This is a genomic window from Actinophytocola sp., from assembly GCF_050699915.1.
Classification (GTDB): Bacteria; Actinomycetota; Actinomycetes; order Mycobacteriales; family Pseudonocardiaceae; genus Actinophytocola.
On record NZ_JBOHGA010000138.1, the window covers coordinates 1 to 16,746 of the forward strand.

Consider the following 16,746-nt stretch of genomic DNA (forward strand, 5'->3'; position numbering starts at 1 on the left):
GTGCGCGGCTGACGCTGGCCGAGCCCCGCCGTTTCATGTCGGGCCGACAGCCTCAGCTCACCGGAGCGGCGTCGAGCGACTCGACCTGATTCACCCGGATCTGCTGCTCCAGCTCCTTGATCCGGTGGTAGTCGGCCTGCACCGCGTCGTGGTCCGTCGCCGCGAGCACCACCCAGCCGAGCATGCTGGAGAGTCCCGCGGGAGCCGGCACGACCTCGTCGGTCCCGAAGTAGAAGTGCTTGGCCCAGAAAGTGCCCAGGTTCTCGACGCCGTCGAACAGCTCGGCGTTGCGCCAGATCCCCGCGTACGGCGCGGTGATCACCACGCTGCACACCCGCTGCACCAGCTCGAAGCCCTCGGTGAACCGGCCGTGCACCCGGTGCTCGACGGTCCGCTCGATGTGGTTGGTGCCGGTCGCCAGCTTGGAGATCATCTGGTGGCCGCCGCCCGCCGGCCGGGCGCCCACCTCGAGCAGCCGCGGCCCGTTCGGGGTCACGATCACCTCGGTGTGGCAGCAGCCGTTGCGCACGCCGACCGCGTCCAGCACCTGCTGGATGTACGGCCACACCGTGGCGATGTCCGGGTCGTCCGGGGGCAGGAAGTCGACCAGGTCGTAGACGCCGATGCGGTCACCGCGCTGCACCTTCGTGTACCGGCAGACGTCGACGAGGCCGTGCCGGCCGTTCACCGAGTAGCTGTCGACGAGGAACTCCGGACCGTGGGCGTACTCCTGCACCAGCACCGCGTCGTTGCGCAGCCCGAACTCGTTGACGTGACCGTAGATCTGGTCGAACAGCGGGCGCCAGTCGCTGCCCCGGTCGACGATGTGCACGTGGTCGGTGGCCGCCGACTTCGGCGGCTTGACCACGACCCGCTCGGTGTCCAGGCCGGTCGTGCGCAGCCAGCGGTCGATCTCGTCCGGGTCGGCGGAGCAGATCTGACGCAGGTGCGGCAGGCCGGCGTCGCGGGTCGCGGTGGCCATCGCCCACTTGTCCCGCCGGGCCGCCGCCAGGTGCGGCACGTGCCCGGTGCCCGGCAGCAGCAGCTCGACCAGCGCGTCGGCCAGCTCGACCCCGGTCTCCGAGCCGGCGATCACGCAGATCGGCCGGTACCCGGACAAGGCCGCGGCGAGCGTGGCCAGGTCCGGGTAGTCGACGGCCATGTGGATGTGCCGGAAGTTCTCCGGTTGCCACGACGAGGCGTACAGCGCGATCGGCTTCGCCTGTGCCATCACGGCCACCACCTCGACTCCCGCGGCGGCGAACTCCGCCGGGTAGTCCTTGCCGGTGCCGAGGGGATCGACAACGATCGCGTACCTGTCCATTTTCCTGCCCTATCTAGGTGTAGCCGCCGGCGCGGCCGTGCGAACCATGAGCGCGTCCGACGCCGAGTCCAACGCCTGCCGGCACGCCGCCGCGCTCTCCGCGACCGCGGTGACGTAGGCGAGCCGGCCGAACAACGTACCTCTGGGCGGCGGTGACAGCACCGCGCCCGGCCGGGCCACGACCTCGAACCGGTCCACCGCCGGCGCCAGCCTGTCCCGGTCCACCCGGATCTCCTCGATCTTGGTGTCGTCCTTCTCCACGTAGTGGAACCGCACCGCGCTGACCTGGTGCCACCGCGGAGTGACCGTGGGCGGCAGGCCGCAGGCGATCTCGCCGGCCACCAGCCCGGCGTCGATCCCGGTGGCGTGCCAGCCGAGGTAGGGAATGAGGTCGCCGCCGAGCCGGCCGTTGACCTCGATCACCTTCGGACCCTCGTCGGTCAGCTTCAGCTCGGTGTGGGTCATCCCGTCGGTGCACCCCAGCGCCGCGTGCACGTCCGCGAGCAGCCGGCCGACGACCGGGTCGGTCAGCAGCGGATCCGCGCCGTCGACCGCGTGGCCGATCTCCTCGAAGTACGGCGCGAAGCCGATCTCCTTGCGGGCCAGGAACATCGGGTGCACCACGCTCGCGTGCACGGCCGAGTCGACGCTGATCTCGGGCCCGGTCAGGAACTCCTCGACCAGCACCTGGTCGTACTGCCAGGAACCGGGGATGGCGACGTCGCGGGTGAAGGCGAACCGGTCACGCAGCTCGGTCGCCGAGTCCACCCGGACGACGCCCAGGCTCGCCGCCATCGCCCTCGGCTTGAGCACCACGGGAAACCCGATCGACTCCGCCGCCAGCAGCGCTTCGTCCACATCGGACGCGACGACCGACCGCGGCTGCGGGATCCCCGCCTCGGCGAACGCGACACGGGTCCGGTCCTTCTCCCGGCACCGCATGGCCACCTCGGGTGTCCAGCCGGGCAGCCCGAGCGCCGCGGCCACCTTCGCCACCTGCAGCACGCGTGCCTCGTCCCAGGCCAGCACCCCGGCGAACGGCTCGACGGCGGCCCGTTCGGCCGCCACCTCGCACAGCTCCGTGGCGTCGCGGGTCTCCCGCAGGTTCACGGTCGAGTACCCGTCGACGTAGTCGAGCTCCCAGGTGGGTTCGCCGTCCGGGAACAGGTGCACCCGGAAGTGCCGGCTCACCCAGTCCAGCAGGAACTCCTTGAACGCCCGGGCCCCGGTGCCGACGACCAGCAACCTCGGTCTGGGCGCGCTCACCGCCCGCCGCCGGCGGCCGCGGGCGCGCGGATGGTGAGCGCGGACCGCACCGCCGCCAGGGTGTCCAGGCACTGCCGGGGACCGTCGGCGACCGCGGTGGCGAACGCGACCCGGCCGAACAGCGTGCCCTTCGGCGGCGGCGACATGACCTCCCCCGGCTCCGCCAGCACGACGAACCGGTCGGGCCGGGTCGGCAGGGAGTCGACGTCCAGGTCGACGGCGCCGATCTCGGTGTCGTCGTGGTCCGGGTAGAAGAACCGCACCGCCCCGGCGAGCCGACGGGTCGGCGTGACGTTGGGACTCTCGCCGCAGGCGACCGCGGCCGCCGCGAGACCGGGGTCGATGCCGGTGGCCCGCAGCCCGAGGTAGGGAATCAGGTCCCCGCCCAGCCGCGCGTTGACCTCGATGACCTTGGGGCCGTCCGCGGTCATCATCAGCTCGGTGTGCGTCATGCCGTCGGTGAACCCGAGCGCCAGGTGCGCGTCGTGGAGCAGCTGCGTGATCGACTCGTCGGCCAGCAGCGGGTCGGCCCCGTCGACCACGTGGCCGACCTCCTCGAAGTAGGGCGCGTAGCCGATCTGCTTGCGGGCCACGAACATCGGGTGCACCTCGCCGACGTGCACGGCCGAGTCGACGCTGATCTCCTCGCCCGTCACGCACTCCTCGACCAGCACCTGGTCGTACCGCCAGGCACCCGGGATCGTGATGTCCCTGGCGAAGGCGAACCGCTCCTTCAGCTCCGCCGGCGAGTCGACGCGGACCACGCCGAGACTCGCCGCCATGGCCCTCGGCTTGAGCACCACCGGGTAGCCGATCGACTCGGCCGTCGCGAGCGCTTCGTCCACATCGGACACGAGCACCGACCGCGGCTGCGGCACCCCGGCCTTCTCGAGCGCCGCCCGGGTGAGGTGCTTGTCCCGGCAACGCATCGCGGTGTCCGGGTCTCCCCCGGGCAGCCAGAGCGCCTCGGCGACCTTCGCCGCCTGCAGCACCCGGGCCTCGTCCCAGGCCAGCACCCCGGCCAGCGGCTCGTCGTCGCCCAGCTCACGGGCGGCCGCCGTCAGCTCGGTCGCCGCGAGGGTGTCGCGCATGTCGACCACGGTCCACCCGGTCACGTGCTGGCGCTCCCAGGTCGGCTCCGCGGTCGACAGCAGGTGCACCCGGTAGTGCCGGCCGATCGAGCCGAGCAGGTACTCGCGATACTGCTGTCCGCCCGTGCCGATCAGCAACAGCCGCGGCCGGTCGTCGCCCTCGCTCAGTGTCGATGATTCGCTCGCAAGCTCGCTCATGACTCCCCCTCGCAGGCTCGGTCGAGCCGCTCGCGGTCGCCCTGTGCCGATGATTCGCTCGCAAGCTCGCTCATGACTCCCCCTCGCAGGCTCGGTCGAGCCGCTCGCGGTCGCCCTGTGCCGATGATTCGCTCGCAAGCTCGCTCATGCGCCGTCCACCTCGCCCGGTCCGATCTCCTCGATCACCGACACCCCACTGGAACCGTCCATCCGGCGCCACCGCTCGGTGAGCCGCACCCGACCGTCGGCGAGCACCTCGGGAGTGCTCTCGCAGGTCCCGGCGACCGCCACGCCGGCCGCGGTGACGTAGCAGTAGGACGCGTCGATCACCCCGTCCGGCCGGCGCGTGCCCACCAGCCGCCCGACACGCACCGCCGGGCCGGCGAACTCTGCCCACACCGAGTCGCCGTCCTGGTGGTAGCGGCCGACCGAGGTCGGCGTGCCGGTCGACCCGGCCGGGGCGAACCGCCGCCCCGCATAGTCGACCGGCATGTCGAGCTGTCTCGTCATGTCCACCGGCTCAGCCCCAGTTGATGGCGCAGAGCTCGTCGCGGACCTGGAAGATCTCCCGCTCGAACATCGAGTTGAGCACGATCGCCGCGCGCACCGGGAGCAGCGTGAGGTTCGCGTCGGTCAGGCCCAGCGCCATCCTCGCCCGGTTCAGCGCGAAGATCTTGTGCCCGTTCATCCCCTTCCACCGCACGGAGAAGTCGGAGTCGACCATGAGCTCGCCGTCGAAGGTGGTCTCCACCCGCTCGCGCAGGTCGTCGTCGAAGGGCACCTGCACGTTCTCCCGGCCGGTGGCGATCACCACGAACTTGGCGCGGTGCTCCTCCGGCTTCTCCGGAGTGCTGCAGCTGAGCACGGCGTGCTCGCCGTCGAACTCGGCGGAGGTGACGTCCCGCGCCGGGAACAGGGTGACCGGGAACCGGTCCAGCTCGAGCAGGCCGTCGTAGTTGGCCTGGTACAGCGTCCGCATCGCGCCGGGCGTCAGCGCGTCACCGGTCGGGTTGAGCCGCTCGATCACCTGGCGCCGCGTCACCGGGGACAGCCGCTGTAGCGCCTCGACGTGTGCCGGGCGGTACACGTCGTTGGCTGCCGGCGAGTCGTCGATCGTGTCGAACCACAACCTGCGGCCGAACCACTTGATGTTGGTGAAGCCGCGGCCAAGCAGCTTCATGGTGGCCTCGAGCCCGGTCTGGCCGCCGCCGACCACGGCGACCGGCGCGTCCTTGTGCGCGCTCATCTCGTCCAGCCGCTCGGCCAGCTCGTCGGCGATGAACGCACGCTCCGGCGGCAGCCCGGACAGTCCGGCCGGGATCACCGGTCTGCTGCCCATGCCGATCACCAGGTTGTGCGAGCGGGCCATCGCACGCCCGTCGGAGTAGACCGTGAACCCGCCCTCACCGAAGGAGATCTTGTCCACGTCGACGCCGTAGCGCACGTTGCGCAGCCGCCCGGACGCCCAGGCCAGGTAGCGCACGTACTCCAGCCGCGGGATCACGTCGAACTGCGAGTTGAGCAGGGCGAACAGCCGGCTTTCGGTGACCAGGTAGTTCAGGAAGGTCAGCTCGTGGCGAGGGTCGACGAGGGAGACCAGGTCCTTGAGCCACGAGGTCTGCATCCGCACGCCGGAGTGCAGCAACCGGTTGTGCCAGGCCGGCCCCGGTTGCCGGTCGAAGAGGGCGATCTCCTGGTTCGTCGAAGACTCGAACAGCGCGGCCAGGCTCAGGTTCGCTGGGCCGGCACCGATCCCGACCGTGTGGTACTCGGTTACGGGCGCCGATAAAGGTAAGTCCTTGATCATGTTCATCCTATTCTGCGTCCGACGGTGACAAGTTCGGTTGGTTGACCGGATCCGATGAGCTGGACCGCGGCCCGGTGGCTGGCGGCGAGCGCGGTCTTGACCGAGCCGCCGGAGCCGCCGGTGAAGGTGAAGAGGCGGTGCTGCTGGTCGGTCACCGGACGCAGCCCGAGGATGGGCGCGTCCGCGTAGCAGTCCGCCGAGGAGACCCGGCGCACCACGCCGCCCAACCGCAGGCGGGGGAACCGGGCGGTGGCCAGGGTCGCCGCACTGTCGTGCAGGTGCGGCGTGGTCGGCGGCACGTCCGGGTCGACCGACCACAGTCCGGTCGGCCGGCCGAGCAGCAACCCGCCGTCGGTGGTCGGCCGGCCGAAGACGCCGATGCGTTCGTCGACGAACATCGGCGGCCGCCAGGATCCGGTTCGGTACACGCTGTACTGGATCGACTGAACACGGAAATCCGTATCGGGGTAGCCGTTGTTTCGCAGCACCGCGCCGGTCCACGCACCGGTCGCGAGCACCACCACGTCGTAGTCGCGGGGCCGACCGTCGACCACGCAACGCACTCCGCCGTCCGGCCGCGGCTCGATCCGGCCGACGGGTCCTGTGTGGACGGACATCCGGCTCCGGACCTCGCCGTCTGCCAGCACGGAGTTGCGCAACCGGTCCGGTGAGACGTAGCCGGCCCGGCGTTCCATGACGGCGAACCCGGGGTGGTCGTCCACCCCCGTCCAGCCGAGCTTCGCCAGCTCCACGGCCGGCACCAGGCTCGCCGAACCCGGTAGCAGCTGGTCGATGTCGGCGATCGCGTCGTCCAGCGGCCCGGCGCCGTCGGGCAGGTAGACCGACTCGACCCGGCGGAAGTCCGCCCACAGCCGCAGAGTTCGGCTGCCCAGCAGCTCGACCATGCTCATCGCGGCCAGCCTGCGCTGCTCGGGATGCGCCTCGAAGGCCCGCACCGCCCCACCGGAGGCGGCGGTCGCGTCGGCCCGAGAGTGGTGGCCGGTCACCAGGTCGATCCGCCAGCTCCGGCTGGCCGTGGCCAGTCGCCAGGCGAGCAGCGAGCCGGCCAGTCCACCGCCCACGATGCAGGCGCGCACCTGACCGTTACCCGGCATCGGAACCGAACCGGCTGTCGCGGCCGGCCAGGGCGGCGAGGGCGACCGAGTCGTGACCCTGCCCGGCCGACATGGCGGCCAGCAGCGAGCGGATGGCCAGCGCCGAGTCGAACCCGACCAGGTCCAGCGCGCGGTCCGCGCGCAGCAGCTCGGCCTGCGCGAGCTCCGGGGGCAGGCCGCCGGCGCTCGGCGGCGACCCGGCGAGCAGCGGCCGGACATACTCGCAGAACGCGTTGTAACCCTGTTCGGTGAAGTCGCTCTCGTAGCGGTCCGGCCGGTCCCAGGACAGGTACAGCCGCACCAGCTCCGGATCCTGCTCGGCGAGGTACTCGTCGGCCCACAGTGCGTGGTTGCGGCTCGTGGAGAACTTCTTGCCCTCCAACAGGTACAGCTCGTTGACCACCGCGCCGCGCGCCTTGGGGCCGGGCACTCCCGCGGCCGCCAGGATGGCCGGGTAGAGCACGGTGAAGTAGAACGTGTTGTCCATTCCGTTCATGTGCCAGACGCCGTCGATCTCGTGCCAGGCGTCCACCCATTCGGTCAGCCCGCTCGCTGCTGGACGCAGCGCGTGCGCGGAACCGTAGAGGTAGCTCAGGCCGAGCTCGGTCGGAAAGTCCACTCGCAGCCCGGAAAGCGGGCCGTCGCACTCGATGCCCCAGTTGGTCGGGTAGGCCAGCGGGATGTCGGGCAGCGGCGCGTCCTGGTACTGCCGCATGACCGTGCGCACCCGGTTCGGCCACTCGCCGCGTAGCCACTCGGTGACCAGCCGCTCGCGGTAGTCCTCGAGATGCAGCACCGGGACGGTGACCTCCATCGGCTCGGGACCACCGCCGCACCGGGCGCAGCTGGGGTTCACCAGGTGCTGCGCGGAGGTGAACCCGCCGCAGCCCTCGCACGAGGTGCCGTTGGCCCCGGTGCCGCACACCGCGCACTTGCCGACGACGTAGGAGTGGTGCAGGGTCCGGCCGCAGTCCGAGCACCGGTGCAGGGTGATCCGCTCCATCGGCACGGTCCCGCGCTCGACCAGCTCGCGCAGCATGCCGGCGACCGCCGACCGGTAGCCGTCGTCCTGCGGGTCGAGGAACGCGTCGTGGCCGATCTTCGCCAGCTCGAACGCCCTGGTGATCTGGCTGCGGTAGGTGGCGACCATCTCGTGCACGTCCATGCCGATGTTCTCGGCCTTGGTGAGCACGTAGTTGGGGTCCACGTCGACGCCGGCGAGGGCCAGCACGCGCTCGCCGCGGGCCCGCGCGGCCCGGGCGGCGATGTCGCCGGCCAGGTACGGGCCGGACAGGTGGCCGATATGCAGCGGACCGTTGACCGTCGGCTGCGGGAAGACGATGACCGTGGTTCCCCCCTGGTGCTCAGTCATCTCGCCTCCTCCAGCTCCGGTTCGGCCGCCGCCGGGGCCTCGGTCGGCTCGGCCGGCATCCAGTAGGTGGTGAACACCTGCAGCGGAATTTCGGCCGACCGGTTGTGGATCACGTGTGCCTCGGAGCTGTCCAGCAGGAAGCAGGAGCCGGCCGCCACCTCGGTGACCGTCTCGCCGGTCTCCACCCACGCGGTGCCGCTGATGACCACGGACAACTCGACCTCGGGGTGGCAGTCACGCGGGCTGCTGGAACCCGGCGGGACCGTGTACCACATCGCCTGGAAAGGGAGCCGGTCGCCGAGTTCGTACTGCTCCCATCGGGCTACATCGACCACGCCAACGGAGTAGGAATCGGCGGAACCGCGAACGAAATGACGCATACGAACCCTTCCGGCAGGCGCGACACAAGGCGCTTGGACAATCTAATGGCGATCAGAACTAATCCAAATTAGAAAACGTTGGCAGGCACGAGCCCACGTGTCACTACTCCCTTCGGCCGCATCACCGGACCAAACGGCTCAACAGGTCGTCCGTTCCAGTGAACGTGGCGCTGAATCGCTTGGAGAATAAGACGACCTGCTTCATTCTGTCATCATGGGGAGGTGATCAGTAACCCGAATGGAGGCAGGACGCGTAGATGTCCACGCCGCCGGTCGCTCTGAGTACTCGGGTTCGGATCCTTGGCGGGACGGCGATGCCGATGTATACGGGGGCACGCTCGGTAAGCAATTGACCACCGAGACGAGTTTCGTGTTACGAACCGTCGGGTCTTTTCCGTTGATTAACAGAGTCTGTTGATGCCGGGCGAACGGGCGGCTAACCTGCACCCGACCAAATAGGCTTTCCGGCGGCCGTCTGGCCGTTCGGACACTTCTTCATTCAACCGTTCGGCGTATTGCCGTACGCCGATGACTTCAGCGAACCATGGAGGGGCCGACGTGACCACGGGCGCGCCGTCGAAGGACGCCGCGGCTATTCCACTCTGGAATGCCGCCTACGACACCAGTCAGGTACGCGGCAGCGGGAATCTCTGGGGCGATCCCCCGGTCCCGCACGCCGAGCGTGCCGCCAGCCTGTTCGCGGCGAGCTCGGCCCGGGTGGTCCTGGACCTGCCGTGTGGGGACGGCCGGAACCTGCCGCCGCTCGCGGCGGGTGCACCGATCCTCCTCGCGGGGGACACGTCACTGAACGCGATGGGCATCGCGGAGCAGGTCGTGGAGCGCGCCGGGGTGCGGGAGAAGGTCGTCTTCGTCAAGGTCGACGCGTTCGACACCGGACTGCTCGACAACTCCGTCGACGGCATCTTCTGCTGGGACCTGCTCGGTCATCTGACCAACCCGGAGGAGGCGCTTCGGGAGCTGCACCGGATCCTGCGGCCCGGCGGCCACCTCGTCGCGAACCAGTGGACGATGAACGACTGCCAGGTCTCGGACCCGAACATCCGCGAGATCGCGCCGAAGGAGTACATCGACCACTTCGACTTCTACTGCCGCTTCTACGACCGGTCCGATCTGGACTCGCTGCTGGAGTCGGTGGGCATGACCGCGGAGTCGGTCGAGGTGCAGCGTTGGTGGGAGCCGCCGCACGCCGGCTACCGGGACTACGAGCACGAGCACGAGAGCCTGGTCTTCACGATCAAGAAGGCTGGATAGTGCGCCACGGTCCCCAACTGAGCACGTCGACGGCGCGGCCCGGTCCCGCGGCCACCTCGAGCGAGGTCGGGATCGGGCACGCGCCGGCACACCACGGCGAACTGCTGCAGGGCGTGTTCGCCGACGAGGACGGCCGGATGCGGCGCGCGCTCGTCACGCTCCCCCAACCGGAGCTGCGCAGCCGCGCGATCTTCCACCCGAGCCACCACCACTGGGGAGTCGTGGGCACTCCGGAGCTGGAGAAGGTGCGCCGCGCCGCCGCCCGGGCACTGCGTGAGTTCGGCGCCCGACCGGCCGCGGCCAAGGGCGGCTGGATCGAGATCACCAGCGACGTCCCGCGCGGCATCGGCATGGGCTCGTCCACGGCGGACGTCACGGCCGCCATCCGCGCGGTCGCCGACTACCACGGAGTGGCGCTGTCGGTGGCGCAGGTCGCCCGGCTCGCGGTGTCCGCGGAGTGCGCGTCGGACTCCGTCATGATCGACGGTCGGGTGGTGCTGTTCGCCCACCGCGACGGGGTCGTGCTGGAGTCGCTCGGCGACCAGCTGCCGCCGATGACCGTGGTCGGCTGCGACACGGACCCGAGCGGCGCCGGCGTGGACACCCTGGCCCTGCGGCCGGCCGAGTACGACGAGCGGGAGATCCTCGTCCTCGAGGCGCTGCGTGCGGCCCTGCGCCACGCGGTGGCCGCCGGCGATGTGGCCCTGCTGGCCGAGGTGAGCACCGAGAGCGCCCGGCTCAACCAGCGGTTCCTGGCCAAGCCGGCGCTCGAGCCGCTGCTCGAGCTGAGCGACGGGTGCGGCGCGCTCGGCATCCAGGTGGCGCACAGCGGAACCGTCGCCGGACTGATCTTCGACCCGCGCCTGCCGGACACCGAGAGCAACGTCGCCACGGCGCGGGCGGGCCTCGCCGACCTCGGCCTCCCGGAGACGACCGTGATCCGGGTTCCCTCGCAGACCGCCGACGAGCCGGTCCTGCCCCGCGTGGAGGTGATCGCCGGATGAGCGAGCTTGCGAGCGAATCATCGACACAGGGCGACCGCGAGCGGCGCCTCGGAGCCTGCGAGGAGGCGTCGTGACCGGCGCGTTCGAGTGTGCCGTCGAGGCGTACCAGACACCGCGGCTCATCAAGCTGCGGCCGAACCTGTACGGCGTCTGCTTCACCCTCATGAAGATGATCCCGGCGCGGTACATCCTGCGCCAGGCCGCCGACCGCGGGCAGCTCGAGCCGGGCACGGTCATCGTGGAGACCACCTCCGGCACGTTCGGCCTCGCGCTCGCCATGGAGGCGGTGCACCAGAACCGGCGCCTGATCCTGGTCAGCGACCCGGTGGTGGACGCCCGGCTGTACCGCAGGCTGACCGACCTCGGCGCGACCGTGGAGCGGGTGCCCGCGGCGGCCGGCCGAGGGCCGGGCGGGTTCCAGACCGCACGGCTGGACCGCGTCGCCGAGGTGCGCGCCGAGCTGGCCGCGGAGGGCCACGCCACCTTCTGTCCCGAGCAGTACTCCAACCCGGACAACCCACGCTCCTACGCCACGGTCGCCGACCAGCTGCTGGCGTCGCTCGGTCAGGTCGACTGCGTGGTCGGCCCGGTCGGCTCCGGCGGCTCGATGTCCGGCACGGTGTCCTACGTGCGCACGGTCTCCCCGGACTGCCGGGCGATCGCGGTGGACACCCAGGCGAGTGTCCTTTTCGGACCGCCGGACGGGCACCGCGAACTGCGCGGGCTCGGCATGAGCGTCGTCCCGGCCAACCTGGACTACCGCGTCCTCGACGACGTGCACTGGGTGTCGGCCTCGCTCGCCTACGCCGCGACCCGGCGGCTGCACCGGCAGCACGCGCTGTTCATGGGACCGACCAGCGGCGCCGCCTTCCAGGTGGCCAACTGGCACGCGACGAACAACCCGGACTCGATGACGGTGGTGATGATGCCCGACGAGGGCTACCGCTACCTGGACACCGTCTACGACGACGAGTGGTTGCAGGCCAACGGACACGGCGCACCGGCCGACCCCGCCGACCCGGTGGCGACCACCGACTCGACCCGGCCGCCGGTCCCGTGGTCCAGCTTCCGGTGGGACCGGCGCAGCCATGCCGAGGTGCTCAGCGGCCAGGAACCGGCGGCAACCCGGTGAGTACCGGAAGACTGGTCGGCCAGCTCGGACCGCGGACCCGGCGGGTCGTGTACGGCGACCTGGCGCAGGCCACGCTCGCCGCCGAGCTGCCGCTGATGATCCAGGTGGACCAGGCGCACGTGGTGATGCTGGCCGAACGCGGCCTGATCACCGCGACCGCGGCCAGGGATCTGTTGCGCTGCATGGCGGAGCTGACCGAGCAGGACTACCGCCCGCTGCTGTCCCGGCCGGCGCCGCGCGGGCTCTACCTGATGTACGAGGGCTTCCTGGTCGAGCGGCTCGGCTCGGACGTCGGCGGCGTGCTGCAGACCGGCCGGTCCCGCAACGACCTCAAGGCCACCATGACCGCGCTGCGACTGCGCCGGTGGCTGCTGGAGTTCGGTGAGCAGGCCGGGCGGCTGGCCGGCGTGCTGCTGTCGCGGGCCCGCGCGCACCGGCACACCGTGATGCCCGTGTACACCCACTTCCAGGCGGCGATGCCGGTCACCTACGGGCACTACCTGCTCGGCGTGGCGCTGGCGGTGCAGCGGGAGCTGGCCGCGTTGCGGTTCGCCGCCGCCGGGCTGGAGGCCTGCCCGCTCGGCGCGGGCGCGGTGGCCGGCACCGACCTGCCCATCGACGCCGCGCACACCGCCCGGCTGCTCGGCTTCGAGCGGCCCGCCGCGCACGCGCTGGACGCGGTGGCCAGCCGGGACGTGCCGCTGCGGCTGCTCGGTGCCGCGACCGGGCTCACGGTCGTGCTCAGCAGGCTTGCCACCGACCTGCAGCTGTGGAGCACCGCGGAGTTCGGCCTCGTCGAGTTCCCCGACCGGCTGGTCGGCGGCAGCTCGGCCATGCCGCAGAAGCGCAACGCCTTCCTGCTCGAGCACGTCAAGGCCAAGCCGGCGCAGGCGATCGGGGCGTGGGCGGCGAGCGCGGCGGCGACGGCCGGCACCCCGTTCACCAACACCATCGAGGTCGGCACCGAGGCGGTCGCGAACCTCGAACCGGGCTGGCGGGCCGCGGAGGAGTCGGTCCTGCTGAGCCAGGTGCTGGTCTCCGGCGCGCGGCCGCGGCCGGACCGGATGCTGGAGCGCACCGAGCAGGGCTTCACCACGGCCACCTCGGTGGCCAACCGGCTGGTGGTCTCCGGGGTGCCGTTCCGCACCGCGCACCACCAGGTCGGCGCCGCGGTGCGGGAGGCGGTGGCCGCGGGGTCCACCGCCTTCGCTGAGTTCGGCCCGCCGGGCTGGCTGGCCGGCACCGGCCTGAGCGAGCTGGACCCGCCGTCGCTCGCCGCCGCGCACCGCTACGGCGGCGGCCCGGGTGACTTCGCCGAACCCCACGACGACGCGGTGGCCCACTGGGCCGAACACCGCCAGTGGCTGGCGGACCGGCGCCACACCGACATGGAAGCGGCCGGAGAACTGGCCGACGCGGTCGCCAAAACGGTGGCGGTGGCATGACTTCACCCGCCTCGCAACCGCACCTAAGGGGAACGGGACGCAACCCAGCCACAAGTACGCACGCGACGGAACCGAACCAACCCACGGCGACCAAGCGTTTGAATTCCGGAGAGGCGGAACATCACGAAGGTAAAAGCATGACCAACGAGTCACTGGTCTTGGTGGAGAGCAACACCACGGGGACCGGTCGGTTGTTCTGCGCCGCCGCGCGCCGGCTCGGGTTGCGCCCGGTGGTCCTCGCCCGCGATCCCGGCCGCTACCCGTACCTGGCGCAGGACCAGGTGGACACCCGCGTGACGGACACCGGCTCCGTCGCCGCCGTGCTCGCCGAGTGCGCCCCGCTGGACGGCCGGGTGGTGGGGATCGCCAGCAGCTCGGAGTACTACGTCGGCGTCGCCGGGCAGGCGGCCCACACGCTTGGCCTGCCGCATCCGGACCCGGACGCCGTGCTGGCCTGCCGGGACAAGCACACCCAGCGGGTCCGGCTGCGCGACGGCGGGGTCCGCGGACCCCGGTTCGGGCTGGCCACCGATCCTGACCAGGCGGCGGACCTGGCGCGCGAGCTCGGTTTTCCGGTCGTGGTCAAGCCGCCGGCCGGCAGCGGGTCGATCGGCGTGCGCTGGTGTGCCGACGCGGCGGCGGTCGCGGCCGCGACGCGGTACCTGCTGGAGACCGACCCGGCGCGGCTGGCGATCCCGGTGCCGGGAGCCGTGCTGGTCGAGGAGTTCCTGTCCGGCGCGGAGTTCTCCGTGGAGACGTTCGACGACCAGGTGGTCGCCGTGGTGCGCAAGCGGCTCGGGCCGCACCCGTACTTCGTCGAGACCGGCCATGACTTCCCCGCCGGGGTGAGCACCGCCGAGCACGACGACCTCGCGGCCACCGCGCGCGACGCGCTGCGCGCGCTCGGGCTGGGGTGGGGCGCGGCCCATGTCGAGCTTCGGTTGACCGACGCGGGCGCCGCGCTGATCGAGGTGAACCCGCGCCTGGCGGGCGGCATGATCCCGCGGATGCTGCAGGAGGCCCTCGGCGTCGACCTGATCGAGCGGCAGGTGGCCAGGGCGGCCGGGCAGGACAAGGCCCCGCGACCGAGTCGCGAGTTGGCCGCGTCGATCCGGTTCCTGGTCGCCGAGACCGCGGGCACGCTGTGCGGCGTGGACGGGGTCGACCGGGCCCAGCGGGTGCCAGGCGTGGTCGAGGCCGGGCCGATCCGGCCGGCGGGCTTCGAGGTCGTGCTCAGCAACTCCTTCCAGGACCGGCTCGGCTACGTGATCGCCACCGCCGACGACCCGGCCGCGGCGGTGCTGGCGGCCGACGCCGGGCTCGCCGAGCTGTGGCCGCACATCGACTCCGGCGCGCTCGCCGGCGAAGGAGCCAAGGCATGAGTCGTACCGCGGTGATCGTCGGGCTGGGCTCGCGCGGGCTCGGCGTGCTGGAGCGGATCGTCACGCTCGCCAAGCTGACCGGACCGGACGCCGGCGAGACCGTGGTGCACGTGGTGGACCCGACCTGCGGCGGCGAGGGTGTGCACCACCTGGACCAGCCGGACTACCTGCTGCTCAACACCACCTGCGCGCAGGTGTCGATGTTCCCCGACCGGCACAGCGTCGGGTCCGATGTGGACGCCGGCGGGCCGACCCTGTTCGACTGGGTGACCGAGCGCGGGCTGCGCATCGACGCCGACGGGTTCACCGTCGGCACGCGGGGACGGCCGATCCGGGAGTGCGACTTCCTGCCGCGGCGGGTGCTCGGCGAGTATCTGGCCTGGTTCCTGGGCGTGGTGCTCGACCGTGCGCCGAACTGGGTGCGGGTGGTGTGGCATCGCGGGGTCGCGGTCGACCTGGCCGACGGACCGGCCGGCGGGCTCGTGGTCACCATGGCCGACGGGACCACCGTGACCGCCGAGTACGCGTTCCTCACCACCGGCTACGGCAGCCGCGAGGAGGTGGACGGTCCCGGCGAGGAGCGGGTGGTGCCGGCTCCCTACCCCGTGCCCGAGCGCACCGCGGACGTGTTGCCCGGCCAGAGCGTGGCGATCGGCGGGTTCGGCCTGGCCGCCATGGATGTGCTGGCCGGCCTCACTGTCGGCCGCGGCGGCCGGTACGTCACCGAGGGCACGACGCTGCGCTACCTGCCCAGCGGCCGGGAGCCGAACGTCCTGCTGTACTCCCGTTCCGGGCTGCCGTGCCGGGCCCGGCCACAGATCGTCGAGTTCGGCCCGGCGTACGAGCCGGTGGCGTTCACCACCGCCGCCATCGACGCGCTGCGCGCCGACCGCGGCGGTGCCCTGGACTTCGACGCGGACGTGCTCGCGTTGGTACTGACCGAGATGCGGGTCGGCTACCACCGGTGCGTGGCCCGCGGCGCCGGCACCGAGGCGGACCTGGTCGCAGAGTTGGCGCGGGTCGGCTCCCCCGGCCTGCTGCCGCTGCTCGACCGGCTGGACCGCGAGCACGGTCCGTTCGACGCGCAGGCCACGTTCGAAGGTGCCGCGGGCCTGCTGCTGGGCGATCACCAGATCTACCAGAAGTGCCTGGCCGGTCTGCTGCGCGCGGACCTGGCCGAGGGGCTGCTCGGGTTCGTCCGCAGCCCGGTGAAGGCGGCGCTGGACGTGTTGCGCGAGCTGCGGGACACGTTCCGGTACGTGGTCGACTTCGGCGGTCTCACCCCGGCCTCGCTGGACCGCTTCACGTTGCACACCATGCCGATGCTCAACAGGGCCGTGGTGGGGCCGCAGTTCGAGCGGCACACCGAGCTGCTGGCGCTGATGGACGCCGGACTGGTCCGGGTGCCGTTCGGCCCGGCCCCGATGCTGAGCTGGCACCGGCCGACCGGGCGCTGGCGGGTCAGCTCGACCCGGCTGGCCGAGCCGTACTCGACGGAGGTGGACTGGCTGGTCCGGGCGCACGTGCGGCCACCGTCCGTCGTGGACTCAACCAACTCGCTGGTGTCTTCGTTGCACGCCAACGGATGGATCCGGCCGCACCGCCCGGAAAGCCCGTACGTCGGCGGCATCGACCTCACGCCGGACCAGCACCCGATCCGGGCCGACGGCACGCCGGAGCGGCGGGTGTGGGTACTCGGCCCGCTGTGCGAGGGCACCACGTTCTACAACAACCTGGTCCCATCGCCGGGCCGCTACTCCCGTCCGGTGTACGACGCCCACCGCTGCGCGAAGGCCATGGTGGGCCGCTAGTGTCGCGCGTCATTAATTCGTTGACACTTGGGACGATGGGGTATGCCATCACCTGCACTGGAACTGAGCGATGCGGATCGCGTTGCGTTGGCGTCGTGGACGAGGTCGCGCACGCAATCGGCTGGCCGTGCTGAACGGGCTCGGATC

Annotated in this window: 14 protein-coding genes; 6 read left to right on the forward strand and 8 right to left on the reverse strand. The window is 71.5% G+C overall.

All coding sequences use genetic code 11. From position 1 onward, the window contains the following. Positions 1-52: 52 nt before the first annotated feature. The 8 genes from ACRDSK_RS22085 to ACRDSK_RS22120 form a co-directional block, all read right to left on the reverse strand. Positions 53-1,324 (reverse strand): ATP-grasp domain-containing protein, encoded by a 1,272-nt coding sequence (locus tag ACRDSK_RS22085; RefSeq protein ID WP_431443131.1) that lies wholly within the window; start codon positions 1,322-1,324, stop codon positions 53-55. A gap of 9 nt (positions 1,325-1,333) precedes the next feature. Next, positions 1,334-2,590, reverse strand: a complete 1,257-nt coding sequence (locus ACRDSK_RS22090; RefSeq protein ID WP_431443132.1) for an ATP-grasp domain-containing protein — start codon at positions 2,588-2,590, stop codon at positions 1,334-1,336. After that, positions 2,587-3,879: an ATP-grasp domain-containing protein gene (locus tag ACRDSK_RS22095; RefSeq protein ID WP_431443133.1), complete on the reverse strand. Its 1,293-nt coding sequence runs from the start codon at positions 3,877-3,879 to the stop codon at positions 2,587-2,589. Before ACRDSK_RS22095 ends, ACRDSK_RS22090 begins: the two co-directional genes overlap by 4 nt. Positions 3,880-4,023: 144 nt before the next feature. Further along, on the reverse strand, positions 4,024-4,389 hold the full coding sequence (locus ACRDSK_RS22100; protein ID WP_431443134.1) for a hypothetical protein: 366 nt from the start codon (positions 4,387-4,389) through the stop codon (positions 4,024-4,026). Positions 4,390-4,399: 10 nt separating this feature from the next. Further along, a complete protein-coding gene (locus ACRDSK_RS22105) occupies positions 4,400-5,686 on the reverse strand; it encodes a SidA/IucD/PvdA family monooxygenase (protein WP_431443135.1) in 1,287 nt (428 codons plus the stop codon). Positions 5,687-5,688: 2 nt separating this feature from the next. Beyond that, positions 5,689-6,801 carry an NAD(P)/FAD-dependent oxidoreductase gene (locus ACRDSK_RS22110; protein ID WP_431443136.1) on the reverse strand — a complete coding sequence of 371 codons (1,113 nt, stop codon included), beginning with the start codon at positions 6,799-6,801 and terminating at the stop codon, positions 5,689-5,691. Further along, a complete protein-coding gene (locus tag ACRDSK_RS22115) occupies positions 6,791-8,173 on the reverse strand; it encodes a class I tRNA ligase family protein (RefSeq protein ID WP_431443137.1) in 1,383 nt (460 codons plus the stop codon). The genes ACRDSK_RS22110 and ACRDSK_RS22115 overlap by 11 nt, the downstream gene beginning before the upstream one ends. Continuing rightward, complete coding sequence (locus tag ACRDSK_RS22120) at positions 8,170-8,508, reverse strand: cupin domain-containing protein (RefSeq protein ID WP_431443138.1); 339 nt, start codon at positions 8,506-8,508, stop codon at positions 8,170-8,172. Before ACRDSK_RS22120 ends, ACRDSK_RS22115 begins: the two co-directional genes overlap by 4 nt. A 603-nt stretch (positions 8,509-9,111) precedes the next feature. Here ACRDSK_RS22120 and ACRDSK_RS22125 point away from each other — a divergent pair. From ACRDSK_RS22125 to ACRDSK_RS22150, 6 genes are all read left to right on the forward strand, one after another. Then, a complete protein-coding gene (locus ACRDSK_RS22125; protein WP_431443139.1) occupies positions 9,112-9,825 on the forward strand; it encodes a class I SAM-dependent methyltransferase in 714 nt (237 codons plus the stop codon). Beyond that, positions 9,825-10,829: a hypothetical protein gene (locus ACRDSK_RS22130; protein ID WP_431443140.1), complete on the forward strand. Its 1,005-nt coding sequence runs from the start codon at positions 9,825-9,827 to the stop codon at positions 10,827-10,829. The genes ACRDSK_RS22125 and ACRDSK_RS22130 overlap by 1 nt, the downstream gene beginning before the upstream one ends. 70 nt (positions 10,830-10,899) lie before the next feature. Next, a complete protein-coding gene (locus ACRDSK_RS22135; protein ID WP_431443141.1) occupies positions 10,900-11,961 on the forward strand; it encodes a cysteine synthase family protein in 1,062 nt (353 codons plus the stop codon). Further along, the gene (locus ACRDSK_RS22140; protein ID WP_431443142.1) at positions 11,958-13,406 is read left to right on the forward strand and encodes an argininosuccinate lyase; all 1,449 of its coding nucleotides are present in this window, start codon (positions 11,958-11,960) and stop codon (positions 13,404-13,406) included. Before ACRDSK_RS22135 ends, ACRDSK_RS22140 begins: the two co-directional genes overlap by 4 nt. Positions 13,407-13,543: 137 nt before the next feature. Beyond that, on the forward strand, positions 13,544-14,788 hold the full coding sequence (locus ACRDSK_RS22145) for an ATP-grasp domain-containing protein (protein ID WP_431443143.1): 1,245 nt from the start codon (positions 13,544-13,546) through the stop codon (positions 14,786-14,788). Continuing rightward, positions 14,785-16,599, forward strand: coding sequence for an FAD/NAD(P)-binding protein (locus ACRDSK_RS22150; protein ID WP_431443144.1), 1,815 nt, complete (start codon positions 14,785-14,787; stop codon positions 16,597-16,599). Before ACRDSK_RS22145 ends, ACRDSK_RS22150 begins: the two co-directional genes overlap by 4 nt. Positions 16,600-16,746: the final 147 nt, after the last annotated feature.

Bases quoted from the DNA above. Each gene is read 5' to 3' on its own strand.
- ACRDSK_RS22085 (WP_431443131.1), bottom strand. From the start codon at position 1,324: ATGGACAGGTACGCGATCGTTGTCGATCCCCTCGGCACCGGCAAGGAC.
- ACRDSK_RS22150 (WP_431443144.1), top strand. From the start codon at position 14,785: ATGAGTCGTACCGCGGTGATCGTCGGGCTGGGCTCGCGCGGGCTCGGC.
- ACRDSK_RS22145 (WP_431443143.1), top strand. From the start codon at position 13,544: ATGACCAACGAGTCACTGGTCTTGGTGGAGAGCAACACCACGGGGACC.
- ACRDSK_RS22100 (WP_431443134.1), bottom strand. From the start codon at position 4,389: ATGACGAGACAGCTCGACATGCCGGTCGACTATGCGGGGCGGCGGTTC.
- ACRDSK_RS22105 (WP_431443135.1), bottom strand. From the start codon at position 5,686: ATGATCAAGGACTTACCTTTATCGGCGCCCGTAACCGAGTACCACACG.
- ACRDSK_RS22095 (WP_431443133.1), bottom strand. From the start codon at position 3,879: ATGAGCGAGCTTGCGAGCGAATCATCGACACTGAGCGAGGGCGACGAC.
- ACRDSK_RS22110 (WP_431443136.1), bottom strand. From the start codon at position 6,801: ATGCCGGGTAACGGTCAGGTGCGCGCCTGCATCGTGGGCGGTGGACTG.
- ACRDSK_RS22115 (WP_431443137.1), bottom strand. From the start codon at position 8,173: ATGACTGAGCACCAGGGGGGAACCACGGTCATCGTCTTCCCGCAGCCG.